Source organism: Pseudomonas sp. NFACC56-3 (assembly GCF_900100025.1).
In the GTDB taxonomy this organism is placed as follows: Bacteria; Pseudomonadota; Gammaproteobacteria; order Pseudomonadales; family Pseudomonadaceae; genus Aquipseudomonas; species Aquipseudomonas fluorescens_AA.
The window spans coordinates 71,089-96,123 of record NZ_FMTK01000011.1 but is presented as its reverse complement, the minus strand read 5'-3'; the positions used below and the strand labels follow the sequence as shown (position 1 = coordinate 96,123).

Below are 25,035 nucleotides of genomic sequence, written 5' to 3'. Positions count from 1 at the left end.
CAGACCATCTGTGACTGGCGTGAAAGGCGAAAGTGCGGCAGTCTTAGGCACCCGAACAAGCCTCGATTGGGGCTTGAATAAAAATTTCAGTGCACAGGTGTACATTCATTTCCCGTGTGCTGTGACTTTCACTACAACGCAATAGTCTATGAGTAGGCTGTCGATTCGAGGCATGAACGCTTCGATCGGCCGGGAAGATTTGCCCCACCCTGCCGCATGGGACTATTGAGGAGCTCGCATGACCAAACAAAACGCCTTTACCCGGGAAGACCTGCTGCGCTGCAGTCGCGGTGAGCTGTTCGGCCCAGGTAACGCGCAACTGCCCGCCCCGAACATGCTGATGGTGGATCGCATCACCCATATCAGCGAAGAGGGTGGCAAGTACGGCAAAGGTGAATTGGTCGCCGAACTGGATATCACTCCGGACCTGTGGTTCTTCGCCTGCCACTTCGAAGGTGATCCGGTGATGCCGGGCTGCCTGGGCCTGGACGCCATGTGGCAACTGGTCGGTTTCTTCCTCGGCTGGCAAGGCCTGCCGGGCCGCGGTCGCGCCCTGGGTTCGGGCGAAGTGAAGTTCTTTGGTCAGGTCCTGCCGACCGCCAAGAAAATCACCTATAACATTCATATCAAACGCGTCCTCAAGGGCAAGCTGAACATGGCCATTGCCGATGGTTCGGTTGCCGTGGACGGTCGCGAGATCTATACCGCCGAAGGCCTCCGGGTCGGCGTTTTCACCTCCACTGACAACTTCTAAGGGTTATCCGCATGCGCCGCGTCGTTATCACTGGTCTGGGCATCGTTTCGTGCCTGGGCAATGACAAAGAGACCGTCTCCGCTAACCTGCGTGCAAGTCGCCCTGGCATCCGGTTCAACCCGGAATACGCCGAAATGGGTCTGCGTAGCCAGGTTTCCGGCTCCATTGACCTCAATCTCGAAGAACTGATCGATCGCAAGATCTACCGTTTCGTCGGCCATGCGGCGGCCTACGCCTACCTGGCCATGAAAGACGCCATCGCTGACTCCGGCCTGACCGAAGAGCAAGTGTCCAACGTGCGTACCGGCCTGATCGCCGGTTCCGGCGGCGCCTCGACCCTGAACCAGATGGAAGCGCTGGACATCCTGCGCGAAAAAGGCGTCAAGCGCGTTGGCCCCTACCGCGTCACGCGGACCATGGGCAGCACCGTTTCGGCCTGCCTGGCTACCCCCTTCAAGATCAAGGGCATCAACTACTCGATCTCCTCCGCCTGCGCCACCAGTGCCCACTGCATCGGGAACGCGGTCGAGCAGATCCAGTTGGGCAAGCAGGACATCGTGTTCGCCGGCGGCGGTGAAGAAGAACATTGGAGCCAGTCGTTCCTGTTCGACGCCATGGGCGCCTTGTCCAGCAAGCGCAACGACACGCCGGGAAAAGCTTCCCGCGCCTACGATGCCGACCGTGACGGCTTCGTCATCGCCGGCGGTGGTGGCATGGTCGTGGTCGAGGAGCTGGAACACGCCTTGGCCCGTGGCGCGAAGATCTACGCGGAAATCGTCGGCTACGGCGCGACTTCCGACGGCTACGACATGGTCGCGCCAAGCGGTGAAGGTGCCGTGCGCTGCATGCAGATGGCCATGGCCACCGTCGATGCACCGATCGACTACCTGAACACCCACGGCACCTCGACCCCAGTGGGCGACGTGATGGAAATGAAAGGCGTACGCGAAGTGTTCGGCGACAAGGCTCCGGCCATCAGCTCCACCAAGAGCCTGTCGGGTCACTCCCTGGGCGCCGCCGGCGTTCACGAAGCGATCTACTGCATGCTGATGATGGAAGGCAACTTCATGGCCGGCTCCGCCAACATCGACGAACTGGACCCGGAAGTGGCCGACCTGCCCATCCTGACCAAGACTCGCGAAAACGCCAGCATCAATACCGTGATGAGCAACAGCTTCGGCTTCGGTGGCACCAACGCCACCCTGGTGATGAAGCGCTGGCAGGGCAAGTAAGCCCCGCCGCTACGCCACACACAAAAACGCCCCGACTGGTTCGGGGCGTTTTTTTGCCTGCCAATTCGCCACAGTTCCCTTGTGGGAGCGAGCTTGCTCGCGATTGCAGTGTGTCATACAACAGATAAGTTGACTGGCCTACCGCAATCGCGAGCAAGCTCGCTCCCACATTGGGTCTGTGGTGAATGGAATTCAGCGCACCACAAACCGCTGCTGCGTCAGCAACCGATCGCCCTGAAACACCATGAACCGCCACTCCCCCGGCACCACTTCGTGGCTTTCGGTGAATTCATAGGCCATGACGTCCTGAGGCGCGCCGGGCACCAGTTTCTGAATGACTTCGAACTTGTCGTGGCGCACACCATCGGGGGTGCGGATACCGGGAGTGAAGTACAACAGGGTCAACGGCTGGTCGTCTGCGACCTTGCCCGCCAACTGATAACGCATGCCGAACTTGGTGCCCAGCTTCGCCGGCACGCTTTCGGTCTGGCGGATCTGCTCATTGCTGCGCCGCAGGACCCGCTCCCCGGATTGCAGCTCGGCTTGCGGCCCTTCGAAGACGCCGTATTCCACCGGGCCTTCGACACGGACTTCGGCCTGTGCCAGGCCGCAGGTCAACAACAGCGCGACCAGTGCGCTTGAACGGGTGAGGTGCATAGTGCGCTCCTTGATTGAGATGAGCGCGAGGGTATGACGCCGCAGTGACAGGCTGATGACAAACATGCACAGCGATCATCCCGTGGCGAGGGAGCTTGCTCCCGCTGGGCTGCGCAGCGGCCCCCAGTTCTTGCGGTTGCTGCGCAACCGAACGGGAGCAAGCTCCCTCGCCACACAGCCAATTCAGCGGGCGACGGAACGCGGCAACACCGCCAGGAAATTATCCCGCGCGACCTTCCTGGCGACGTCTTCCGGCAAGGCATCGAGGAACGGATCGAAGCCGTGCAACGTCTTGCCCAACTTGTTGAAACGCCCGACCACATCCGAACCCACCATGAAGCGCTCGGGAAAGCGCTCCACCAGCTTTACCCACTCATCCCGGGGTTTGCCCGCCTCGTCCAGCAAGTACGGCGTGAGCAGGCTCCAGGACAGGTCGATGTACAGATTGGGATAGGCCTCGAGCATGCGGGTCAGGGTCGGCAACAGAAAATCCAGTTGGGTCTGGTGGCGATGGATTTCCATGCTGGTGCCGGCATGGGCCCAGATGAAACGCGTATGCGGGTGGTTACGCAACGGTTCCTCGATCTCCGCCAGGTACAGGGGATTTCTTTCACGCTTGGAGGTGATGTTGGAATGCAGCATCACCGGCAGGTCGTTCTCGGCCGCCAGGTGATAGATCCGGGTCATGGCTTCGTTGTTGGCCCGCGGGGTATCGCCCGAGGTCAGCGCCGTCAAGTCGTCATGGCGGGTGAAGACTTCGCCGATGCCTTGCCACAACCCCGGGTAGAGATCGAGCATGCGCTGGATGTGGGCGGCGGAGTTCTTGTCGTTGGGATTGAAGCCCGACAGGAAAGGATGGAAGCGCTGGCGTTGTTCCTCGGTCAACTTGCTCACTGCCGCCGCAACGATCACATCGGTGGCGCTGTACCAATAGGCGTCCGCATCGTCACCGGCGTAATACCGCGGGCGCTTGGGCTCGTCTTCATGCCATTTCTTGGCCACCGGAACACCGGAAATCATCACATGCTCGATGCGATTGTCCGCCATCGCCTGGAGCAGCTTGGGCATGCCGGCGGTTTCCTGAAAGAAATCGACATAATGCAGGTGCGCATCACTGTAGGCATATTCGCGGGCCGCGGCGCCGCCACTCGCAACGACCAGCAGCCAGGCAAAGATCAAACGGGGCAAAGGCACGGGCAATCTCCAGAAGCCATGAGCAACATAGACCCTCACCGTCGCGCTGCGGTTCAAGGCGCATCTGCCGCGTCCGCCGGCGACGGGTTATGCTTCGCGCAGCCGTTGTTCAACCTGGAAGACAACATGACCACGCCCCTGACCGTTCGCCCCCGCGCCGAAGACGTCGAAGGCCAGCCGATTCTTCGCCCGCTGCCGTCCGCCAAATGCCGCAGCGTCGGACCTTTCGTGTTTTTCGATCACATGCTGCAAACCACCTACCCGGCCGGCAAAGGCATGAACATCCGCCAGCACCCGCATATCGGCCTGTCCACCCTCACCTACCTGTTCGAAGGCAAACTCCAGCACAAGGACAGCCTGGGTTCCGACCAGGTGGTGGACGCCGGGGATGTCAGCTGGATGACCGCCGGCAGCGCCATCGCCCACGTCGAACGCACCCCCGAGTCACTGCTGGGCAGCCCTTTCGTCATGCACGGGTTGCAAGTCTGGCTGGCCTCGCCCAAAGCCTACGAACAAGGCCCGGGGCACTACAGCCATCATCCGGCACAGAGCCTGCCGGTCAGTGAGAACCTGGGGGTCAGCATCCGTATGATCGCCGGGTCAGGCTTTTGCCTGGAATCGCCGGTGCCGGTGCTCTCGCCCACGCTGTATGCCGAACTGCACCTGCAGACCGCGACGACGTTGCTGATTCCCACCGAGCACGAAGAGCGGGCCCTGTATGTGTTGAGCGGCGAGGCGTTACTGGATGGCGAGCCGGTAGAAGCCCATTCCCTGGTGATATTGCCAGCAGGGGAAGAGATGACGCTGTTTGCCGACAGCGATTGCCATGCCGTGCTGTTCGGTGGCGCGCCACTGGATGGACCGCGACGGATGAACTGGAACTTCGTCGCCAGCGACCCGGCCCGGATCGACGAAGCCCGCCGGCGCTGGGCAACCGGAGACTGGCCGACCGTGCCAGGGGAAAGCGAGCGGATCGAGTTGCCCTGATTTCAGGGTTGCTTGTCAGGCCGCCATCGCGAGCAAGCTCGCTCCCACATTGGATTTGAGTGATCACAAAATGTGCGTTCACAGCGGATCATTGTGGGAGCGAGCTTGCTCGCGATGGCTTTATGTCAGACAACAAGGGATTCAAATCCAGAACCCGACTTCAGCCCTTGAACACTTCATCCAGCAAGTTATGCATCGACCGGAACGCGCGTCCGGCGACCTTGGCGTTGTACATCATCTTGCCCGGCACATTGGCCTGCGGATCGGTGAACGAATGCACCGCACCGCCGTAGCTCAACAATTGCCAATCCACCCCGGCCGCGTTCATTTCATCTTCGAAAGCCGGTAGTTGCTCTTTCGGCACCAGCGGGTCGGAGGCGCCATGCATCACCAACACCGCGCCCTTGATGTTCTGCGCATCGGCCGGGTTCGGTGTATCCAGGGTGCCGTGGAAGGAGATCGCCGCCTTCAGCGGGGCGCCACTGCGAGCCAATTCCAGAGAGCAGCAACCCCCGAAGCAGAAGCCGAACGTGGCCAGTCTCGCGGTGTCAACCTGTGCATCACCCTGGCTCTGCAGTTGTTCGAACGCGGCCTGCATGCGCTTGCGCAACAAGGCCCGGTCGTTCTTGAGGGGCATCATCGCCGCCCCCGCTTCATCGGCATTGCTCGGGCGCACCGCCTGCCCGTACAAGTCGGCGATCAACACCACATAACCGTTGGCCGCCACCGACTTGGCGATCTCCTCGGCACCTGCCCCTACGCCCATCCAGTTCGGCGCCATCAGCAAACCCGGGCGCGGGCCCTGCTGGTTGACGTCGAAGGCCAGGCGACCTTCATAACTTTGACCATCGATCTGATAGACCAGCGAACGAACCGTAACCTGACTCATGACAGACTCCTCCTGATGAAACATTCAAGAAGCCCTTGTGGGAGCGAGCTTGCTCGCGATGACGGTAGACCAGTCAACGTATCTGTTGAATGTTGGACCGAAATCGCGAGCAAGCTCGCTCCCACAAGGGACTTTCCTGCGTCAGATTAAGCTGACAGTTCAACCAACAGCTTGTTCAGGCGACGCACATACGCCGCCGGATCCTTCAGGCTGTCGCCGGCCGCCAGGGCCGCCTGGTCGAACAGGATGTGCGACAGATCGCCGAAACGTTCTTCGCTCTGCTCGTTGTCGAGTTTTTCCACCAGCGGGTGGGCCGGATTGAATTCGAAGATCGGCTTGGAGTCCGGGACTTTTTGGCCGCTGGCTTCGAGGATTTGGCGCATCTGCAGGCCCAGGTCCTGCTCACCGATGGCCAGGATCGCCGGAGAATCGGTCAGGCGGTGCGACACACGCACTTCGCTGACAGCATCGCCCAGGGCCGTCTTGATCCGCTCGACCAGGCCTTCCTTGCTCTTGGCGACTTCTTCGGCGGCTTTCTTGTCTTCTTCCGAATCCAGGTTGCCGAGGTCCAGGTCACCACGGGCCACGTCGACGAAGCTCTTGCCGTCGAACTCGTTGAGGTAGCTCATCAGCCACTCGTCGATGCGGTCGGTCAGCAGCAGCACTTCGATGCCTTTCTTGCGGAAGACTTCCAGGTGCGGGCTGTTCTTGACCTGTGCATACGTTTCACCGGTCAGGTAGTAGATCTTGTCCTGGCCTTCCTTGGCGCGGGCCAGGTAATCGGCCAGGCCAACGATCTGCTCGCCATCGTCACCCTGGGTCGACGCAAAGCGCAGCAGGCCGGCGATTTTCTCTTTGTTGGCGAAGTCCTCGGCCGGGCCTTCTTTCATGACCTGGCCGAAGTTTTTCCAGAAGCTCTTGTACTGCTCGGGCTCGTTCTTCGCCAGTTTTTCCAGCATGTCCAGCACGCGCTTGGTCAGTGCCGACTTCATGGAATCGATGATCGGATCTTTCTGCAGGATTTCCCGCGAAACGTTCAGCGACAAATCGTTGGAATCCACCACGCCCTTGATAAAGCGCAGGTACAGCGGCAGGAACGACTCGGCCTGGTCCATCACGAACACACGCTGCACGTACAGCTTCAGGCCACGTGGCGCTTCGCGCTGGTACAGGTCGAACGGCGCACGGGCCGGCACGTACAGCAGCGAGTTGTATTCCAGCTTGCCTTCGACCTTGTTATGGCTCCAGCTCAGCGGGTTCTCGTAGTCATGGGCGATGTGCTTGTAGAACTCCTGGTATTCCTCGTCTTTCACTTCGGTGCGCGGACGGGTCCACAGGGCACTGGCGCGGTTGACGGTTTCCCATTCCACTTCAGGCTTTTCTTCGCCTTCGGCAGCGGTGACTTCCTTCGGCAGCTCGATGGGCAGCGCGATATGGTCGGAGTACTTCTTGATGATGTTGCGCAGACGCCAGCCATCGGCGAACTCGTCTTCACCGGACTTGAGGTGCAGCACGATGCGGGTGCCGCGATCTGCCTTGTCGACGGTGGCGACTTCAAACTCGCCCTCGCCCTTGGACGACCAATGCACGCCTTCGCTCGCAGCGAGGCCGGCACGGCGGCTGAACACTTCGACCTGGTCGGCCACGATGAACGCGGAATAGAAACCGACGCCGAACTGACCGATCAGGTGGGAATCTTTCTTCTGGTCGCCGGACAGGTTCTTCATGAAGTCGGCAGTGCCAGACTTGGCGATGGTGCCCAGGTGCGTGATCACCTCTTCGCGGCTCATGCCGATGCCGTTGTCTTCGAGGGTGACGGTTTTCGCGTCCTTGTCGAAGCTCACACGGATTTTCAGCTCAGCGCCGCCTTCCAGCAGTTCAGGCTTGGAAAGGGCTTCGAAACGTAATTTGTCGACAGCGTCAGAGGCGTTCGAAATCAGCTCGCGAAGGAAAATTTCCTTATTCGAATACAGCGAGTGAATCATCAGGTGCAGCAGTTGCTTCACCTCGGTCTGGAAGCCCAGGGTTTCCTTTTGAGTTTCCACGCTCATGGTCATCAAACTCCAAGTGGATGGTGGTGTCCGCCTCGCTGAGATTGGCGGCGGGATGTCCTCAAGGTGGGGGCAACGCTGATGATTTCAAGGGCGTTCCGGTTTTGAAGGCTCCTGGATCTTGAAATGCGCCCGAGCGGTGGCGATGGGTTCGGCCTCGACATCTTGCCAGGCGGTGATCGCGACATTGGCGACCCGCCGGCCCTGGCGCCAGACCTGGCATTTGGCATAGGTGTCGCGAAACTGCCCGGTGCGCAGGTAATCCAGGGAAAAGTCGATGATCTTTGGCACCCCCGGCGTGGCGGTGGCGATCAACAGATGAACGGCGGCCGCCAGTTCCATGAAGCCGGCGATGACTCCGCCGTGGATAGCCGGCAGTAAAGGGTTACCAATGTTGTCCTTGTTGGCCGGCAGGCGAAACACCCAGTCGTCGCCCTGGCGCGTGCATTCGACGCCGATGAGCTGGGCATAGGGGATCGCGGCGAGCAGCAGCGCGTAGTCGCCCTGTTCACAGGCGCGGCGCAGTTGTTCCTGGGTAGTCTCGGTCATGGCTGGCCCACGGCGGTCAACGGACTGGCCTTCCCCATGCCCCTGGCCTGCTGGCCCAGGCGCATGAACGTGCCCACCACATGGGCGATGGGCTGCTCGGGGTCGTCCTGATAGGCGAAACCCCGGGTGAAGATCACGTCCGGGGTCACCCGATAGCATTGAGCGAAGCCGTAGACGTCCTTGTGGGGCTCGGCGGCGTGCATGTAGTCGATGCGCAGGTCGAGGGTGGGACAGACTTCGAATTGCGGCAGCACACACAAGGTCGACATGCCGCACGCCGTATCCATCAATGAGGTCAACGCGCCACCATGGATGATGCCCGTCAGGGGATTGCCGACGATTTGCGGGCTGAACGGCAGGATGAGCGTCAGCCCATCACGACTGGCGCTGTGCAACTTCAAGCCCAACACCTGGCAATGCCGCAGGGCGGATAAAAAGCGGGTGGCACGCTCAAAAACGGGATCTTCAGCCATGTCCATCAATGCCCTTGTTTATTTAGAGGCCTGGCAACAGGCGAGTTCGCTAAAGTTCCGCGACCGTGCAAAGTTATATATCTGTAGCAAAAGAGGAACTTAACCCGAGGGGGGTCGCTCAAAAGGCCAGTAGTTATTTCCATAAGGAGAAACACCCCATGCGTAAGACTTTTGCTATTGCCTTGATGTTGGCCGCCTCTCTCGGTCTCGCTGCCTGCGATAAAAAATCCGAGGACAAAGCTCAAGATGCCCAACAACACGCTGAGCAAGCTCAGCAAGACATGAACAAAGCACAGGATAAAGTGAACGACGCGGCGAAAGAAAACGCCGAAGCCGCCAAAGCTCAGTCTGAATCGAACAGCGCCGCCCAGCAGGAACAAGCACCTGCCACCGCGCCTAAAACCAACTGATACGGTTTTAGCTGTAAAAGAAAACCCGCCTGGTGCGGGTTTTCTTTTGCCTGTGATTTGGCGGCGCCTGTCAGGCCGCTTCCTTGCCAACCTCGGGCACTGGTGCTTGCGTGGGGGTATAGACCATCACGTCCAGCACATCGGAATGAAACTCGCGCTGATACAGCACGAACACCACGCCGGCACTCATCAACATGAATAACCAGGGGCTGACGAACCACGCCAACATGGTCATGCCGAAATAATAGGAACGCAGGCCGAAGTTGAATTGGTTGGCCGCCATGGAAATGACTCGCGCCGCCCTTAGCGCAAAGGCCTTGCGCTCCTGCTCCGAGACATGCCGCTCACCGATCATCGGCGCAGAGCCAATCAGTACCGCCGCGAAGTTGTACTGGCGCATGCACCAACTGAAGGTAAAGAACGCATACACGAACACCAGTGCCAGGCACAGCAACTTGACCTCCGCCATGCCCTGGGAAGACTGTTGCACCATGGGGATGTCCGCCAGCAACGACACCGCCCGATCCGACGCCCCGAGCACCGTCAGGATGCCAGCCAGGATGATCAGCGTGCTGGAGGCGAAGAATGAGGCGTTGCGCTCCAGGTTGCCGATCACGCTGGCATCGGCGATGCGGTTCTCACGCAGCAGCATGCGGCGCATCCAGTCTTCTCGGTACAGGTGCATGACACTGGCCAGGCAGGCCGTATCGCGGGCCTTCCAGGTGGCGTAACGGGTGTAGCCCGCCCAGCAGATGATGAACCAGGCGGCGGCAAGCAGATGGATCAGGTTGGCTTGGATGAATGACATTCGATTTCCTGTGTGACGAAAACAAAAGCTGGAGCAATGGTCGCGGTGAACCCTGTGGGAGCGAGCTTGCTCGCGATTGCGGTCCATCAGACACATCGATGCTGGCTGATCTGGCGCTATCGCGAGCAAGCTCGCTCCCACAAGGTTGTGTGCAAGCCTTTCAAGACACTGCTTCGACGTTAGCCCACGAAAAAAGACACCGCACTCAAAAAAAATGCCCCGTATCGATTGATACGGGGCATTTCGGTTGTGGCCGATGAATCTGCCTGAAGCTGTTTAAGCCAGTGCTTCGTTGCGCTTGCCCAGCAGGCGATCACACACCACCGCGACCGCCAGAGTCATCACCGAAGGCACCAGCCAGGCCAGGCCCTGTTCGCTCAGCGGCAAGTGGGCCAGTTGCGTCGGCATCCAGTCCGCCAGCCCGGCGCCCTTGAGCGCATCGATCAGGCCAAACAGGAACGACACCAGCATCACCGGGCCAACGATGCGCCCCTGCTCGTGCCAGAAGTCCTTGCAGAAGCTCAAGGCCACCAGGGCGATGCACGGCGGGTAGATCGCGGTGAGGACCGGAATCGAGAACGCGATCAGCTTGGTCAGGCCCAGGTTGGACACCAGCAGCGAAAAGGCCGCCAGGATCACCACCAGGGTCTTGTAGGACAGCGGCAGGACGCGGCTGAAGTACTCGGCGCAGGCGCAGGTCAGGCCGACCGCGGTCACCAGGCACGCCAGGGAGATCAGCACCGCCAGGAAACCGCTGCCCAGGCTGCCGAAGGTGTGTTGCACATAGGCGTGCAGCACGGCGGCACCGTTGCTCGCGCCCATGGCCACTTCATGGCTGCCCGACCCCAGGCGGAACAGGCTGACGTAGACCAGCGCCAGGCCCACCCCGGCAATCAGCCCGGCGATGATCGCGTAGCGGGTGATCAAGGCCGGCGACTCGACGCCCCGGGAACGGATCGCGTTGACGATGACGATCCCGAACACCAATGCGCCCAGGGTATCCATGGTCAGGTAACCATTGATGAAGCCCTGGGAGAACGGCGCCGCCACGTATTCGGGGGTCGCCACGCCGATATCGCCGGCCGGCAAGGCAAACGCGGCGATGCCGAGCACGGCCAGGGCGATGATCTTCAGGGGAGCGAGGAAACGTCCGACAGTGTCCAGCAGCCGGCCCGGGTAGAGCGAGATGAAGAACACCAGCAGGAAATACGCGGCGCTATACAGGAACAGTGCCAGCGGGCTTTCGCCAGTCAATGGCGCCAGGCCGACTTCGAACGAAACGGTAGCGGTACGCGGTGTGGCGAACAACGGGCCAACGGCCAGGTAGCACACCGCCGCCAGCAACCCGCCGGCGACCTTGCCGATGGGGCTGCTCAAGGCGTCCATCGCCCCGCCCACCTTGGCCAGTGCCACAACCGTGATGACCGGCAGCCCGACCGCCGTGATCAAAAAGCCCAGTGCCGCCATCCAGACATGAGGCCCGGACTGCAAACCGACGATAGGCGGGAAGATGATGTTGCCAGCCCCGACGAACAGGGCAAATGTCATGAAACCAAGCGCCAGGATGTCCTGGCCTTTCAACACTTTCATTAAGGAAACCACACTACTGAATCGGAATTTAGAGAGGGATTTCCCCGAGGGTAGAGGGAAATGCTGCCGATCCGTATGGGACCGACCCGTTTAGCGCGGCGCTTCCTTGTGGGCAGCGGTCGCAAAAATGGCTGCTAGCCTAACGAATCTGGCGATAAAACGCACTGTAAAGGGGCGAACTATCCGATGCGCGACGTCCCCGTGTCGCGTTTTTGCATGTAAATGGTTGGCGGGCTGTCATTCCGTCATCGCGAGCAAGCTCGCTCCCACAATGAAATGCGCTCGACTGTGGGAGCGAGCTTGCTCGCGATGAGGCCCTCTCTTGGCGCCATGGACCCAGAAACGACAAAGGCCACCCGAAGGTGGCCTTTGTTGCTGGAACGAAAAGGTCAGCCGAAGCTTACTTCTTCATTTCCCAGCCAGTCAGCTCGGCCAGGGCCTTGCCGATGTCTGCCAGCGAACGCACGGTTTTCACGCCTGCGTCTTGCAGTGCAGCGAATTTCTCGTCTGCAGTGCCTTTGCCGCCAGAGATGATTGCGCCAGCATGGCCCATGCGCTTGCCCGGAGGAGCAGTCACACCCGCGATGTAGGACACAACCGGCTTGGTCACGTTGGCCTTGATGTAGGCAGCCGCTTCTTCTTCAGCCGAACCGCCGATCTCACCGATCATCACGATCGCTTCGGTCTTCGGGTCTTCCTGGAACAGCTTCAGGATGTCGATGAAGTTCGAGCCCGGGATCGGGTCACCGCCGATGCCGACGCAAGTCGACTGACCGAAACCGGCGTCAGTGGTCTGCTTCACGGCTTCGTAAGTCAGGGTGCCGGAACGGGAAACGATACCGACCTTGCCTGGCAAGTGAATGTGACCTGGCATGATGCCGATCTTGCATTCGCCTGGGGTGATCACGCCTGGGCAGTTAGGGCCGATCAGGGTGATACCCAGCTCGTCGCACTTGACCTTGGCTTCCAGCATGTCGATGGTCGGGATGCCTTCGGTGATGCAGACGATCAGCTTGATGCCGCCGAACGCCGCTTCAAGGATGGAGTCCTTGCAGAAAGGAGCCGGAACGTAGATCACGCTGGCGGTGGCGCCAGTGGCAGCTACAGCGTCTTTCACGGTGTTGAACACGGGCAGGCCCAGGTGCTCGGTGCCGCCTTTGCCTGGGGTTACGCCGCCAACCATCTTGGTGCCGTATTCGATGGCTTGCTGGGTGTGGAAACTACCTTGCGAACCGGTAATGCCCTGGCAGATAACCTTGGTGTCTTTATTGATCAGGACGCTCATTATTTGCCCTCCGCAGCTTTGACGACTTGTTGAGCAGCGTCGGTCAGGCTGGTAGCAGCGATGATGTTCAAACCGCTTTCTGCCAGTACTTTAGCGCCCAGCTCAGCGTTGTTGCCTTCGAGGCGAACAACAACCGGGATTTTCACGCCGACTTCTTTCACGGCGCCGATGATGCCTTCGGCAATCATGTCGCAGCGAACGATGCCGCCGAAGATGTTGACCAGTACTGCGGCGACGTTGGTGTCGGACAGGATGATCTTGAACGCTTCGGTAACGCGTTCCTTGGTAGCACCGCCGCCCACGTCGAGGAAGTTGGCTGGCTTGCCGCCATGCAGGTTGACGATGTCCATGGTACCCATGGCCAGGCCGGCACCGTTGACCATGCAGCCGATGTTGCCTTCCAGGGCTACGTAGTTCAGTTCGAACTTGGCAGCGTGCGCTTCGCGCGGATCGTCTTGGGACGGATCGTGGAAAGTCTTCAGCTTAGGCTGACGGTACATGGCGTTGGCGTCGATGTTGATCTTGGCATCGAGGCAGTGCAGGTCGCCGTCGGCCTTGATCACCAGCGGGTTCACTTCCAGCAGTGCCAGGTCGTGGTCCTGGAACAGCTTGGCCAGACCTACGAAGATCTTGGCGAATTGAGTGACCTGCTTGCCTTCCAGGCCCAGCTGGAATGCCAGCTCGCGGCCCTGGAATGGCTGTGCGCCAACCAGTGGATCGATGGTGGCCTTGAGGATTTTCTCAGGGGTATCGTGAGCGATTTTCTCGATGTCCACGCCACCTTCGGTGGAAGCCATGAACACGATACGGCGGCTCGAACGGTCAACGACCGCGCCCAGGTACAGCTCTTTAGCGATATCAGTGCACGATTCAACCAGGATCTTGGTGACTGGCTGACCGTTGGCGTCAGTCTGGTAAGTCACCAGACGCTTGCCCAGCCACTGCTGTGCGAAGGCTTTGGCGTCTTCTTTGCTGCGAACCAGCTTGACGCCGCCCGCTTTACCGCGACCACCGGCGTGAACCTGGGCTTTGACAACCCATTCGCTGCCGCCGATTTTGTCGCAAGCTTCTGCTGCCGCTTCCGGGGTGTCTACTGCGTAGCCGGTGGATACTGGCAGGCCGTATTCAGCGAACAGCTGCTTACCCTGATACTCGTGAAGATTCATGCTTATTACCGTCTTCGTTAGGTACTGCGCATTCGGTGCTGCACCATTTTTGGTGCCGCACCACCTGTGACTGCTGCTTGCGCAGCGTTCCGGTGAACCGGTGCCGCTACGCAAGGCTGCGTCCAGCGGATATTCCGCGGTGAGTCTTGCTCGCAAGGCTCACGACGGGCCATACCGCCGTGGTTTCTTATTGTCTATTAACGCTTCTTGCGGTTGGCCACGTGGATGGCGCCGCCATTTACGGCCAGGGCCGCTTCGTGCAAGGCTTCGGACAGGGTCGGATGGGAGAAGACCATCATGCCCAGGTCTTCAGCGCTGGTGCCGAATTCCATACCGATCGCGCCTTGCTGTACCAGCTCGGCAGCGCTTGGGCCAATCACGTGAACGCCCAATACGCGATCCGTCTTGGCATCGGCGATGACTTTCACGAAACCGCCGGTATCGTTGGCTGCCATGGCACGGCCACTGGCGGCGAACGGGAAGGTGCCGACGTTAACTTCAACGCCTTCGGCTTTCAAGGCCTGCTCGGTCTTGCCGACCCATGCGATTTCCGGGTGGGTGTAGATAACCGACGGGATCAGGTCATAGTTCATCTGGGCCTTGTGGCCCTTGATGCGCTCGACGACCATGATGCCTTCCTCGGACGCCTTGTGCGCCAGCATCATGCCGCGGACCACGTCACCGATGGCGTAGACGCCCGGTACGGTGGTGGCGCAGAAATCATCAACCTTGATGAAACCGCGTTCGTCGAGGTCCACGCCGCTATCGGCAGCCAGCAGGTCGGTGGTCACCGGACGACGGCCGACCGCAACGATCAGCTTGTCGAAAGTGATGGTCTGTTCGCCATTGGCGTCGGTGTAGTTGACCACGACTTCTTCGCCGTTGACCTTCGAACCGGTCACGCGAGCGCCCAGCTTGATGTCCAGGCCCTGTTTGGTCAGGGTTTTCAGCGCTTCCTTGGAAACCGCAGCGTCAGCGGCCATCAGGAAGGTGTCGAGGGCTTCGAGAACGGTCACTTGCGCGCCCAGGCGCGACCAGACCGAACCCAGCTCGAGGCCGATCACACCGGCGCCGATCACGCCCAGGCGTTTTGGTACGCTCTGGAATTCCAGGGCACCGGTGGAATCGACGATCACCTTCTGGTCGACCGGAGCCGGCGGAATGTCGATCGGACGCGAGCCTGGCGCCAGGATGACGTTTTCGGCTTCGATCACTTCAACCGAGCCGTCTGGCTTGGTCACTTCGACTTTCTTGCCCAGCAGCAGCTTGCCGTGGCCCTGGATCGAGGTCACACCATTGGCCTTGAACAGGGTGGCAACACCGCTGGTCAGGTTCTTGACGATGCCAGCCTTGCGACCAACCATCGCGGCGACGTCCATCTTCACTTCACCGGTAGAGATACCGTGAACATTGAAGCTTTCTTTCGCTTCCTTGTATTTCCAGGAGCTGTCCAGCAGCGCCTTGGAAGGAATGCAACCGACGTTCAGGCAAGTACCGCCGAGGGCCTGCTTGCCCTCGCCATCGGTGTATTTCTCGATGCAGGCAGTGGTAAGGCCCAGTTGCGCAGCCTTGATGGCCGCTACGTAGCCGCCAGGGCCCGCACCAATCACTACCACGTCGAATTTCTGAGTCATGAGTCATTCCTTTTCGAATCAAACCGGACGATCACTTGTGGTGACCGTCGAGGGACGAAACCGGTTGTTTCAGCAAGAGGCCGGTCGACAGACCGGCCCTCGCGGCGAAAATCAGATATCCAGCAGCAGACGAGCCGGATCTTCAAGCAGGTTCTTGATGGTGACCAGGAACGTCACGGCTTCTTTGCCATCGATCAGGCGGTGATCGTAGGACAGTGCCAGGTACATCATCGGACGAATCACGACTTGACCGTTGATCGCCATCGGACGCTGCAGGATGTTGTGCATGCCCAGGATAGCCGCCTGTGGCGGGTTGACGATCGGGGTCGACATCATCGAACCGAATGTACCACCGTTAGTGATGGTGAACGTACCGCCGGTCATCTCTTCGATGGACAGCTTGCCGTCACGGGCCTTCTTGCCGAAGGTGGCGATGCCGCCTTCGATTTCGGCCAGGCTCATCAGTTCGGCGTTGCGCAGGACCGGAACCACCAGGCCACGGTCGCTGGAAACGGCGACGCCGATATCGGCATAACCGTGGTAGACGATGTCGGAACCGTCGATCGACGCGTTGACCGCCGGGAAGCGCTTCAGCGCTTCGGTGGCAGCCTTGACGAAGAACGACATGAAGCCCAGGCGTACGCCATTGTGGGACTTCTCGAACAGATCCTTGTACTTCGAACGCAGGGCCATGACTTCGGTCATGTCGACTTCGTTGAAGGTGGTCAGCATCGCCATGTTCGACTGTGCTTCGACCAGACGCTCGGCAACCTTGGCACGCAGGCGGGTCATCGGAACGCGTTTTTCAACGCGATCACCGGCAGCGAACACCGGAGCGGCGGCGGCAGGTGCGGCTGGCTTGGCCGGTGCGGCGGCTGGCGCGGCTTTCTTGGCGGCAACGGCTGCCACCACGTCTTCCTTGGTCACACGACCGCCCTTGCCGGTGCCGGCAACGGAAGCGATGTTGATGCCGTTCTCTTCGGCGATCTTGCGCGCGGCCGGAGCGGCGACTGGATCGTCTTCGCCGTCGGCAGCAGGCGCTGCGGCCTGGGCAGCGGCAGGAGCAGCAGCGGCGGCCGGAGCAGCGGCAGCGGCGCCGCCCTCTTCGATCGAGCCCAATACCTGGTTGGACAGGACGGTAGCGCCCTCTTCGGCAACGATTGCGCCGAGCACGCCGTCAGCTTCGGCCAACACTTCCAGAACGACTTTGTCGGTCTCGATGTCGACGATCAGGTCGTCACGCTTTACAGCGTCGCCTGGTTTCTTGTGCCAGGTGGCAACGGTGCCATCGGCAACCGATTCCGGGAATGACGGGGCTTTGATTTCGATAGCCATTATCTGTGGGTCCTTAAAATTCGGTTTCAGTCAGCACGAAGGCTTAAACAGTGAAAGCATCTTGCAGCAGTTTTTCCTGCTGCTCGGCATGCATCGACGCATAACCACACGCAGGTGCAGCGGAAGCATCACGGCCGGCATATTCCAGGCCCAGGGCCTTGTTATGGTTGCCGATGCTGCGACGCAGGTGATGCTGGCTGCTGTACCAGGCGCCCTGGTTCATCGGTTCTTCCTGACACCACACCACGTGGGTGAGGTTGGTGTAAGGCGCGATGGCCTCCATCAGGTCTTCTTCCGGGAACGGATAGAGCTGCTCGATACGCACGATGGCGATGTCTTCACGGCCTTCGGCACGACGTTTTTCCAGCAGGTCGTAGTAGACCTTGCCGCTGCACAGGATCAGGCGAGTCACCTTCGCCGCGTCCAGCGTGTCGATTTCCGGAATAACGGTCTGGAACGAGCCTTCGGCCAGGTCTTCGAGCGTGGAGATCGCCAGTTTGTGACGCAGCAGCGACTTCGGTGTCAGCACGATCAGCGGCTTGCGCAGCGGACGGATGACCTGACGACGCAGCAGGTGGTAGATCTGCGCCGGCGTCGTCGGTACGCAAACCTGGACGTTGTGCTCGGCACACAGTTGCAGGTAGCGTTCCAGACGTGCCGAGGAGTGCTCCGGCCCCTGCCCTTCATAACCGTGTGGCAACAGCATGGTCAGACCGCAGAGACGGCCCCACTTGTGCTCGCCGCTGGTGATGAACTGGTCGACAACCACCTGGGCACCGTTGGCGAAGTCGCCGAACTGGGCTTCCCAGATCACCAGCGCGTTGGGCTCGGTGGTGGAGTAGCCATATTCGAACGCCAGGACGGCTTCTTCGGACAGCAGCGAATCGTACAGGTCGAAACGTGGCTGGCCCTTGTACAGGTGTTGCAGCGGGATGTAGGTGCTGGCGTCTTTCTGGTTGTGCAGCGCCGCGTGGCGGTGCGAGAAAGTGCCGCGGCCTACGTCCTGGCCGGTGATGCGAATCGGGTGGCCTTCGAACGCCAGGGTCGCGTACGCCATGGTTTCGGCATAACCCCAGTTGATCGGCAGGCCGCCGGCTTGCATCTTCTGCCGGTCTTCGTAGATCTTCGCGACCTGGCGCTGGACCACGAAGCCTTCCGGGATTTCCAGCAGCTTGGCGGACAGTTCCTGCAAGGTCTTGAGGTCGAAGCGGGTGTCGTGACGCGCGGTCCAGGCGTGGCCCAGGTAAGGACGCCAGTCCACAAACAGCTCTTTGTTCGGTTCCTTGACCAGGCTTTTTACCACGTGCAGGCCGTTGTCCAGGGCGTTGCGGTATTCGTCGACTTTTTCCTGGACGCGCTCGGCATCCAGAACACCGCCCTGGGTCAGGCGCTCGGCATACAGCTCACGGGTGGTGCGCTGCTTGGCGATCTGCTGGTACATCAGGGGCTGGGTGCCGCTTGGTTCGTCGGCCTCGTTGTGGCCGCGACGACGGTAGCAGACCAGGTCGATCACCACGTCGCGCTTGTACTGCATGCGGTAGTCGATGGCCAGTTGGGTCACGAACAGCACGGCTTCCGGATCATCGCCATTCACATGGAGGATCGGCGCCTGGATCATTTTCGCGACGTCGGTCGCGTACTCGGTGGAGCGCGAGTCCAGCGGGTTGCTGATGGTGAAGCCAACCTGGTTGTTGATCACGATGTGCACGGTGCCGCCGGTCTTGAAACCGCGGGTCTGCGACATCTGGAAGGTTTCCATGACCACGCCCTGACCGGCGAATGCCGCGTCACCGTGGATGGAAATCGGCAGTACCTTCTCGCCGGTCGGATCGTTGCGACGATCCTGGCGGGCACGGACCGAACCCTCGACCACCGGGGAAACGATTTCCAGGTGAGACGGGTTGAACGCCATGGCCAGGTGGACTTCGCCGCCTGTGGTCATCACGTTGGACGAGAAGCCCTGGTGGTATTTCACGTCACCGGAACCCAACTCGACCTTCTTCTTGCCTTCGAACTCGTCGAACAGCTCGCGCGGGTTCTTGCCGAAGGTGTTGACCAGTACGTTCAGGCGGCCACGGTGGGCCATGCCGATGACGACTTCCTTGGTGCCGTAGGAACCGGAACGCTGGATCAGCTCGTCGAGCATCGGAATCAGGCTTTCGCCCCCTTCCAGGCCGAAACGCTTGGTACCCGGGTACTTGGTGCCCAGGTATTTCTCCAGGCCTTCACCGGCGGTGACGCGCTCGAGCAAGTGGCTCTTGATGTCGGCGGAGTATGTCGGACGGCCACGAACGCTTTCCAGACGCTGCTGGAACCACTGGCGCTGCTCGGAATCGGTGATGTGCGTAAATTCAGCGCCGATGGTGCGGCAATATGTCTGCTGCAACGCTTCGTGAATTTCGCGTAGGCTCGCTTCCTCTTTGCCGATGAACAGGTCGCCGGCACGGAAGGTCGTATCAAGGTCGGCATTGGTCAAGCCGTAGTGAGTGATCGACAGGTCTGCAGGTGCAGGACGCTGCCACAGCCCCAGCGGGTCAAGCTGGGCTGCCTGGTGGCCACGCATCCGGTAGGCCTGGATCAGTCGCAATACTTCAACTTGCTTCTTCTCGTGCTCGGAGCTCACGCTGCCGGCAGACACCGGTTGAGCGCGGCGCTGGTTCTTTGCCAGCAACACGAAATGATCGCGAATCGTCGAGTGCGAAACATCAGTGGCAGAATTACCGTCGGCCGGTAGCTTCTGAAAGTAGGTGCGCCATTCTTCTGGCACAGCGTTAGGGTCGTGCAGGTAGAGTTCGTAGAGCTCTTCCACATAGGCAGCGTTACCACCGGAGAGGTGGGCACTGTTCCACATGCGCTGCATCACGCTTTCTTGCATGCTTGGTCACCCTCGATTAGGGGAACACCACCGGCGAAAACACCGAGCAAACTTGCAGAAGTCCGAGTGCAGCGACTAAAACAAGCCACTTAGGATCACGCTGATAGTCCGGGTACCAGCCCGGATGCCCCTGCTTGTCTCATTTCTTCAAAATAAGAACCACCGCTTTGTGAGCGGCTGTTCTGGTTATAGCCAAGACGCGGGTTGAAGCCCGCGCCCTGGCCTTTACGGGTACAACGGTCCTACGGGTACAGCAGCTGAATCACACGCCGCTTTGCAGCAGCATGTTACGAATGTGACCGATGGCCTTAGTCGGGTTCAGGCCTTTCGGGCAAACGTTGACGCAGTTCATGATCCCGCGGCAGCGGAATACGCTGAACGGGTCATCCAGCGAAGCCAGACGCTCGGACGTCTTGGTGTCACGGCTGTCTGCCAGGAAGCGGTACGCTTGCAGCAGGGCGGCCGGGCCCAGGAACTTGTCCGGGTTCCACCAGAAGGATGGGCACGAGGTCGAGCAGCAAGCGCACAGGATGCACTCGTACAGACCGTCGAGCTTCTCACGCTCTTCCGGAGACTGCAGACGCTCGATGGCCGGAGCCGGCGTATCGTTCTGCAGGAATGGCTTCACCTTCTCGTATTGCTTGTAGAAGATGCTCATATCGACGACCAGGTCACGGATAACCGGCAAACCTGGCAACGGACGAATCACCAGCTTGTTGCCCTTGACCACGGCCGACAACGGCGTGATGCAGGCCAGGCCGTTCTTGCCGTTGATGTTCATGCCGTCGGAGCCGCAAACGCCCTCGCGGCAAGAGCGACGATAGGAAAACCCCTCGTCCTGCTCTTTGATCAGGGCCAGCACGTCCAGCACCATCAGGTCCTTACCACCGGTATCGACCTGGAAGTCCTGCATGAACGGCGCAGCGTCCTGATCAGGGTTGTAGCGATAAACACTGACTTGCAACATAGCGGTCACCCTTAATAAGTCCGGACTTTTGGTTCGAAAGTCGGAACAGTCTTCGGCGAGAAGTTCACGGCACGCTTGGCGACGCGTTTTTCACCCGGGAAGTACAAGGTGTGGCACAGCCAGTTTTCGTCGTCACGGTCTTCGAAGTCTTCGCGGGCGTGGGCACCACGGGACTCTTTACGCACTTCTGCGGCGATGGCGGTGGCTTCGGCCACTTCCAGCAGGTTCTGCAATTCCAACGCTTCGATACGGGCAGTGTTGAACGCCTGCGACTTATCGTTGATCTTCACGTTGGCGATTCGTTCACGCAATTGCGCCAGCTGGGCGATACCTTTCTGCATGTATTCGCCGGTACGGAACACACCGAAGTAGTTCTGCATGCAGTTCTGCAGCTCGCGACGCAGGGTTGCCACGTCTTCGCCTTCGGTACGCTCGTTCAGGGCGGACAGACGCGCCAGGGCAGCTTCGATGTTGGCGTCGGTGGCATCGTCATATTCGATACCGTCGGTCAGCGCTTTCTCCAGGTGCAGGCCGGCAGCGCGACCGAAGACCACCAGGTCGAGCAGCGAGTTGCCGCCCAGGCGGTTGGCACCGTGGACCGATACGCACGCCACTTCACCCACTGCGAACAGGCCAGGGATGATTTCGTCCACGCCTTCGGCGTTCTGGGTGATCGCCTGGCCGTGAATGTTGGTGGCGACGCCGCCCATCATGTAGTGGCAGGTTGGAACCACTGGAACCGGCGCGACGACCGGGTCGACGTGGGCGAAGGTCTTCGACAGCTCGCAGATACCTGGCAGGCGGCTGTGCAGCACTTCCTCGCCCAGGTGATCGAGCTTGAGCAGCACGTGGTCGCCATTCGGGCCACAGCCGTTGCCGGCGATGATTTCTTTAACCATCGAACGAGCCACAACGTCACGACCGGCGAGGTCCTTGGCGTTCGGCGCATAACGTTCCATGAAACGCTCGCCGTGCTTGTTGATCAGGTAACCACCTTCACCACGGCAACCTTCGGTCACCAGTACACCGGCGCCGGCGATGCCGGTCGGGTGGAACTGCCACATTTCGATGTCTTGTACCGGCACGCCAGCACGCAGGGCCATGCCGACGCCGTCACCGGTGTTGATCAGGGCATTGGTGGTGGATGCGTAGATACGGCCTGCACCGCCGGTCGCCAATACGGTGGCCTTGGCGCGGATGTAGGTGGTTTCGCCGGTTTCGATGCAGATCGCGATCACACCGACGAAGGCGCCGTCCTGGTTCTTCACCAGGTCGACGGCGTAGTACTCGTTCAGGAACGTGGTACCGGCTTTCAGGTTGCCCTGGTACAGGGTGTGCAGCAGTGCGTGACCGGTACGGTCGGACGCCGCGCAAGTACGCGCGGCCTGGCCGCCCTTGCCGTAGTCCTTGGACTGGCCACCGAACGGACGCTGGTAGATACGACCTTGCTCGGTACGCGAGAAGGGCATGCCCATGTGGTCCAGCTCGAACACCGCGGCCGGGCCTTCCTGACACATGTATTCGATAGCGTCCTGGTCACCGATGTAGTCGGAACCCTTGACGGTATCGTACATGTGCCAGCGCCAGTCATCGTTCGGGTCGGCCGAAGCGATGGCGCAGGTGATGCCGCCCTGGGCGGAAACGGTGTGCGAACGCGTCGGGAAAACCTTGGTGATCACGGCAGTCTTGTGACCGCCCTGTGCCAGTTGCAGCGCTGCGCGCATGCCGGCACCGCCACCACCAATGATGATGGCGTCGAAAGAAATCGTTGGAATGTTAGCCATGGATCAGATACCCCAGAGAATCTGCACACCCCAGACGAAGTAAGCGAACATCGCAACGCCGCATACTGCCTGGAAAAGGAAACGTACGGCAGTCGCCGACTTGCCGAACGCCATGGGCGTCAGGTAGTCGGTCGCGATGGTCCACATGCCGACCCAGGCGTGAGCGCCCAGTGCGACAAGTGCCAGCAGACTGAAGATACGCATCCAGTTGTTTGCGAACAGTTCATGCCATTGGGCATAGCCCAGGCCAGGGTTTGCCACGACATATCCGATCAGGAAAATGAAGTAAGCCGCGAGAACGACCGCAGACACACGCTGGGCCATCCAGTCGTAGAGGCCCGAACGCGAAAGGTTCGTGACGTTGGTTACCATATCCAGACTCCTGCCAGAACGATCAGCACCGCAGACACGGCGATAATGATTTTCGAGCCCAGCTTGCCGCCTTCCAGCGTCTCACCGATGCCCATGTCCATGATCAAGTGGCGCACACCGGCGACCAAGTGATACAGCAAGGCGGACAGGATGCCCCAAATCACTAGCTTGGCTAGCGGACTGGTCAGACACGCTTTCACCTGACCGAAGCCTTCTTCCGAATCGAGCGACTTGTCCAATGCATAAAGCATGATGGCCAGGCTGACGAAGAGGATGACACCGGAAATACGGTGAAGAATGGACGTGTAAGCAGTGACTGGGAGTTTGATGGTCCTTAGGTCTAGGTTTACAGGTCGTTGGCTTTTCACGGCTTTTTTTTCACACTGAAGAGCCCCTAACAATCAGGGCAAAGTTGTTGGGGCGCGCACTGGTCAGGTACTCACCACCCAGGGAGTGACGACCCCCAAGAAAGCAGGCCCAAAAGCCCCTGGCGGTCGGTGGCCGAGTATAGACAGTTAGGCTACTAATGACAACGCGTTCACCTTCCCCTAATAGCGCATTGCACATATGGCGCAAAAGGCGTAAACGGCAGGTAATTTCGTGGAAAAAGTGCGGTTAAAGCCTTCTGGAGCAAGACTTTAGGCAAATTGACTTTCGGATTTATCTCACTATAGTGGTGCGGGCCCTGCGTGGGGGGTCTGTCTGATGATTTCAAGCATTAATAGGAGGCCACATGGCTGACAAAAAAGCGCAGTTGATCATCGAGGGCGCAGCCCCCGTCGAGCTGCCCATTTTAACCGGCACCGTTGGTCCCGATGTAATCGACGTACGGGGCCTGACGGCCACGGGCCGTTTCACCTTTGACCCGGGTTTCATGTCGACCGCCTCGTGCGAGTCGAAAATCACCTACATCGACGGCGACAACGGCATCCTGCTGCACCGCGGCTACCCGATCGAGCAACTGGCTGAAAAATCGGACTACCTGGAAACCTGCTACCTGCTGCTCAACGGCGAACTGCCAACCGCCGAGCAAAAAGCCCAGTTCGTCAGCACCGTGAAGAACCACACCATGGTTCACGAGCAGTTGAAGACCTTCTTCAACGGCTTCCGTCGCGATGCCCACCCGATGGCCGTCATGTGCGGCGTTGTCGGCGCTCTCTCGGCTTTCTACCACGACTCCCTGGATATCAATAACCCCCAGCATCGCGAAATCTCCGCGATCCGCCTGGTGGCGAAGATGCCGACCCTGGCAGCCATGGTCTACAAGTACTCCATGGGCCAGCCCATGATGTACCCGCGCAACGACCTGACCTATGCAGAGAACTTCCTGCATATGATGTTCAACACCCCGTGCGAGATCAAACCGATCAGCCCGGTGCTCGCCAAGGCCATGGACCGGATCTTCATCCTCCATGCCGACCACGAGCAGAACGCCTCCACGTCCACCGTACGCCTGGCCGGCTCTTCGGGCGCCAACCCGTTCGCCTGTATCGCTGCCGGCATCGCCGCACTCTGGGGCCCTGCCCACGGCGGTGCGAACGAAGCGGTGCTGACCATGCTCGATGAAATCGGCGATGTCTCGAACATCGACAAGTTCATCGCCAAGGCCAAGGACAAGAACGATCCGTTCAAGCTGATGGGCTTCGGTCACCGGGTCTACAAGAACCGCGACCCGCGCGCTACCGTAATGAAGCAGACCTGCGACGAAGTGCTCAAGGAACTGGGGATCAAGAACGATCCGCAACTCGAACTGGCCATGCGCCTGGAAGAGATCGCCCTGACCGACCCGTACTTCATCGAGCGCTCGCTGTACCCGAACGTCGACTTCTACTCGGGGATCATCCTCAAGGCGATCGGCATTCCAACCAGCATGTTCACTGTGATCTTCGCCCTGGCGCGGACCGTCGGCTGGATCTCCCACTGGAAGGAAATGCTCTCCAGCCCGTACAAGATCGGCCGCCCGCGCCAGCTGTACACCGGCTACGAGTCGCGTGACATCACCCAGCTGGAAGACCGCAAGTAA

General features: G+C 60.0%; 22 protein-coding genes. 5 read left to right on the top strand and 17 right to left on the bottom strand.

The annotated features are described in order from the left end of the window. Positions 1–238 precede the first annotated feature (238 nt). Together fabA and fabB are read left to right on the top strand one after the other, a co-directional pair. A complete protein-coding gene (gene fabA / locus BLO80_RS16450) occupies positions 239–754 on the top strand; it encodes a 3-hydroxyacyl-[acyl-carrier-protein] dehydratase FabA (protein ID WP_003204400.1) in 516 nt (171 codons plus the stop codon). 11 nt (positions 755–765) lie between these two features. Continuing rightward, positions 766–1,986: a beta-ketoacyl-ACP synthase I gene (fabB, locus tag BLO80_RS16445; RefSeq protein WP_092328348.1), complete on the top strand. Its 1,221-nt coding sequence runs from the start codon at positions 766–768 to the stop codon at positions 1,984–1,986. A gap of 192 nt (positions 1,987–2,178) precedes the next feature. On the opposite strand, the gene BLO80_RS16440 is transcribed toward fabB, so the two are convergent. Beyond that, positions 2,179–2,643, bottom strand: coding sequence for a DUF3859 domain-containing protein (locus BLO80_RS16440; RefSeq protein WP_018610122.1), 465 nt, complete (start codon positions 2,641–2,643; stop codon positions 2,179–2,181). A gap of 183 nt (positions 2,644–2,826) precedes the next feature. Next, the gene (locus BLO80_RS16435; RefSeq protein ID WP_092328349.1) at positions 2,827–3,837 is read right to left on the bottom strand and encodes an amidohydrolase family protein; all 1,011 of its coding nucleotides are present in this window, start codon (positions 3,835–3,837) and stop codon (positions 2,827–2,829) included. 126 nt (positions 3,838–3,963) lie between these two features. Here BLO80_RS16435 and BLO80_RS16430 point away from each other — a divergent pair, with 126 nt between their 5' ends. Further along, positions 3,964–4,824, top strand: a complete 861-nt coding sequence (locus BLO80_RS16430) for a pirin family protein (RefSeq protein WP_092328476.1) — start codon at positions 3,964–3,966, stop codon at positions 4,822–4,824. A 160-nt stretch (positions 4,825–4,984) separates the two neighbouring features. Here the strand turns inward: BLO80_RS16430 and BLO80_RS16425 are convergent, their stop codons facing one another. The 4 genes from BLO80_RS16425 to BLO80_RS16410 all read right to left on the bottom strand — a co-directional run bounded on the left by BLO80_RS16425 (position 4,985) and on the right by BLO80_RS16410 (position 8,786). Continuing rightward, positions 4,985–5,713, bottom strand: a complete 729-nt coding sequence (locus tag BLO80_RS16425; protein ID WP_092328351.1) for a dienelactone hydrolase family protein — start codon at positions 5,711–5,713, stop codon at positions 4,985–4,987. 146 nt (positions 5,714–5,859) lie between these two features. Beyond that, entirely contained in the window at positions 5,860–7,764 is a 1,905-nt protein-coding gene (htpG, locus tag BLO80_RS16420; RefSeq protein WP_060743152.1) for a molecular chaperone HtpG, read from the bottom strand. An 87-nt stretch (positions 7,765–7,851) separates the two neighbouring features. Then, entirely contained in the window at positions 7,852–8,313 is a 462-nt protein-coding gene (locus BLO80_RS16415; RefSeq protein ID WP_092328353.1) for a PaaI family thioesterase, read from the bottom strand. Next, positions 8,310–8,786, bottom strand: coding sequence for a PaaI family thioesterase (locus BLO80_RS16410; RefSeq protein WP_092328479.1), 477 nt, complete (start codon positions 8,784–8,786; stop codon positions 8,310–8,312). The genes BLO80_RS16415 and BLO80_RS16410 overlap by 4 nt, the downstream gene beginning before the upstream one ends. 158 nt (positions 8,787–8,944) lie before the next feature. Here BLO80_RS16410 and BLO80_RS16405 point away from each other — a divergent pair, with 158 nt between their 5' ends. Continuing rightward, complete coding sequence (locus BLO80_RS16405; RefSeq protein WP_092201804.1) at positions 8,945–9,196, top strand: hypothetical protein; 252 nt, start codon at positions 8,945–8,947, stop codon at positions 9,194–9,196. 70 nt (positions 9,197–9,266) lie between these two features. Here BLO80_RS16405 and BLO80_RS16400 read toward each other — a convergent pair whose 3' ends face one another. From BLO80_RS16400 to sdhC, 11 genes are all read right to left on the bottom strand, one after another. After that, a complete protein-coding gene (locus BLO80_RS16400) occupies positions 9,267–10,004 on the bottom strand; it encodes a DUF599 domain-containing protein (RefSeq protein WP_092328354.1) in 738 nt (245 codons plus the stop codon). A 276-nt stretch (positions 10,005–10,280) separates the two neighbouring features. Further along, positions 10,281–11,594 carry a branched-chain amino acid transport system II carrier protein gene (gene brnQ / locus BLO80_RS16395; RefSeq protein ID WP_092328356.1) on the bottom strand — a complete coding sequence of 438 codons (1,314 nt, stop codon included), beginning with the start codon at positions 11,592–11,594 and terminating at the stop codon, positions 10,281–10,283. 400 nt (positions 11,595–11,994) lie between these two features. Next, the gene (gene sucD / locus BLO80_RS16390; protein ID WP_003179236.1) at positions 11,995–12,879 is read right to left on the bottom strand and encodes a succinate--CoA ligase subunit alpha; all 885 of its coding nucleotides are present in this window, start codon (positions 12,877–12,879) and stop codon (positions 11,995–11,997) included. Then, on the bottom strand, positions 12,879–14,045 hold the full coding sequence (gene sucC, locus BLO80_RS16385) for an ADP-forming succinate--CoA ligase subunit beta (protein WP_003179235.1): 1,167 nt from the start codon (positions 14,043–14,045) through the stop codon (positions 12,879–12,881). Before sucC ends, sucD begins: the two co-directional genes overlap by 1 nt. 197 nt (positions 14,046–14,242) lie before the next feature. Continuing rightward, the gene (lpdA, locus tag BLO80_RS16380) at positions 14,243–15,679 is read right to left on the bottom strand and encodes a dihydrolipoyl dehydrogenase (protein ID WP_092328357.1); all 1,437 of its coding nucleotides are present in this window, start codon (positions 15,677–15,679) and stop codon (positions 14,243–14,245) included. Positions 15,680–15,790: 111 nt separating this feature from the next. Continuing rightward, positions 15,791–17,014 (bottom strand): 2-oxoglutarate dehydrogenase complex dihydrolipoyllysine-residue succinyltransferase, encoded by a 1,224-nt coding sequence (gene odhB, locus BLO80_RS16375; protein WP_072406454.1) that lies wholly within the window; start codon positions 17,012–17,014, stop codon positions 15,791–15,793. Between the two features lie 43 nt (positions 17,015–17,057). After that, positions 17,058–19,889, bottom strand: coding sequence for a 2-oxoglutarate dehydrogenase E1 component (locus BLO80_RS16370; RefSeq protein ID WP_092328359.1), 2,832 nt, complete (start codon positions 19,887–19,889; stop codon positions 17,058–17,060). A 262-nt stretch (positions 19,890–20,151) separates the two neighbouring features. Further along, a complete protein-coding gene (locus BLO80_RS16365; RefSeq protein WP_092328360.1) occupies positions 20,152–20,856 on the bottom strand; it encodes a succinate dehydrogenase iron-sulfur subunit in 705 nt (234 codons plus the stop codon). An 11-nt stretch (positions 20,857–20,867) separates the two neighbouring features. Next, positions 20,868–22,640 (bottom strand): succinate dehydrogenase flavoprotein subunit, encoded by a 1,773-nt coding sequence (gene sdhA / locus BLO80_RS16360; RefSeq protein ID WP_092328362.1) that lies wholly within the window; start codon positions 22,638–22,640, stop codon positions 20,868–20,870. A 3-nt stretch (positions 22,641–22,643) separates the two neighbouring features. Further along, positions 22,644–23,012, bottom strand: a complete 369-nt coding sequence (sdhD, locus tag BLO80_RS16355) for a succinate dehydrogenase, hydrophobic membrane anchor protein (RefSeq protein ID WP_003204438.1) — start codon at positions 23,010–23,012, stop codon at positions 22,644–22,646. Then, complete coding sequence (sdhC, locus tag BLO80_RS16350; RefSeq protein WP_003179220.1) at positions 23,006–23,380, bottom strand: succinate dehydrogenase, cytochrome b556 subunit; 375 nt, start codon at positions 23,378–23,380, stop codon at positions 23,006–23,008. The genes sdhD and sdhC overlap by 7 nt, the downstream gene beginning before the upstream one ends. A 365-nt stretch (positions 23,381–23,745) precedes the next feature. On the opposite strand from sdhC, the gene gltA reads away from it, so the two are divergent. Then, positions 23,746–25,035 carry a citrate synthase gene (gene gltA, locus BLO80_RS16345; protein WP_003204440.1) on the top strand — a complete coding sequence of 430 codons (1,290 nt, stop codon included), beginning with the start codon at positions 23,746–23,748 and terminating at the stop codon, positions 25,033–25,035.

Excerpts from the sequence above, each read along its gene's own strand:
- fabA (WP_003204400.1), top strand. The coding sequence starts at position 239 with ATGACCAAACAAAACGCCTTTACCCGGGAAGACCTGCTGCGCTGCAGT.
- fabB (WP_092328348.1), top strand. The coding sequence starts at position 766 with ATGCGCCGCGTCGTTATCACTGGTCTGGGCATCGTTTCGTGCCTGGGC.
- BLO80_RS16440 (WP_018610122.1), bottom strand. The coding sequence starts at position 2,643 with ATGCACCTCACCCGTTCAAGCGCACTGGTCGCGCTGTTGTTGACCTGC.
- BLO80_RS16430 (WP_092328476.1), top strand. The coding sequence starts at position 3,964 with ATGACCACGCCCCTGACCGTTCGCCCCCGCGCCGAAGACGTCGAAGGC.
- BLO80_RS16425 (WP_092328351.1), bottom strand. The coding sequence starts at position 5,713 with ATGAGTCAGGTTACGGTTCGTTCGCTGGTCTATCAGATCGATGGTCAA.
- htpG (WP_060743152.1), bottom strand. The coding sequence starts at position 7,764 with ATGAGCGTGGAAACTCAAAAGGAAACCCTGGGCTTCCAGACCGAGGTG.
- BLO80_RS16415 (WP_092328353.1), bottom strand. The coding sequence starts at position 8,313 with ATGACCGAGACTACCCAGGAACAACTGCGCCGCGCCTGTGAACAGGGC.
- BLO80_RS16410 (WP_092328479.1), bottom strand. The coding sequence starts at position 8,786 with ATGGCTGAAGATCCCGTTTTTGAGCGTGCCACCCGCTTTTTATCCGCC.
- BLO80_RS16405 (WP_092201804.1), top strand. The coding sequence starts at position 8,945 with ATGCGTAAGACTTTTGCTATTGCCTTGATGTTGGCCGCCTCTCTCGGT.
- BLO80_RS16400 (WP_092328354.1), bottom strand. The coding sequence starts at position 10,004 with ATGTCATTCATCCAAGCCAACCTGATCCATCTGCTTGCCGCCGCCTGG.
- brnQ (WP_092328356.1), bottom strand. The coding sequence starts at position 11,594 with ATGAAAGTGTTGAAAGGCCAGGACATCCTGGCGCTTGGTTTCATGACA.
- sucD (WP_003179236.1), bottom strand. The coding sequence starts at position 12,879 with ATGAGCGTCCTGATCAATAAAGACACCAAGGTTATCTGCCAGGGCATT.
- sucC (WP_003179235.1), bottom strand. The coding sequence starts at position 14,045 with ATGAATCTTCACGAGTATCAGGGTAAGCAGCTGTTCGCTGAATACGGC.
- lpdA (WP_092328357.1), bottom strand. The coding sequence starts at position 15,679 with ATGACTCAGAAATTCGACGTGGTAGTGATTGGTGCGGGCCCTGGCGGC.
- odhB (WP_072406454.1), bottom strand. The coding sequence starts at position 17,014 with ATGGCTATCGAAATCAAAGCCCCGTCATTCCCGGAATCGGTTGCCGAT.
- BLO80_RS16370 (WP_092328359.1), bottom strand. The coding sequence starts at position 19,889 with ATGCAAGAAAGCGTGATGCAGCGCATGTGGAACAGTGCCCACCTCTCC.
- BLO80_RS16365 (WP_092328360.1), bottom strand. The coding sequence starts at position 20,856 with ATGTTGCAAGTCAGTGTTTATCGCTACAACCCTGATCAGGACGCTGCG.
- sdhA (WP_092328362.1), bottom strand. The coding sequence starts at position 22,640 with ATGGCTAACATTCCAACGATTTCTTTCGACGCCATCATCATTGGTGGT.
- sdhD (WP_003204438.1), bottom strand. The coding sequence starts at position 23,012 with ATGGTAACCAACGTCACGAACCTTTCGCGTTCGGGCCTCTACGACTGG.
- gltA (WP_003204440.1), top strand. The coding sequence starts at position 23,746 with ATGGCTGACAAAAAAGCGCAGTTGATCATCGAGGGCGCAGCCCCCGTC.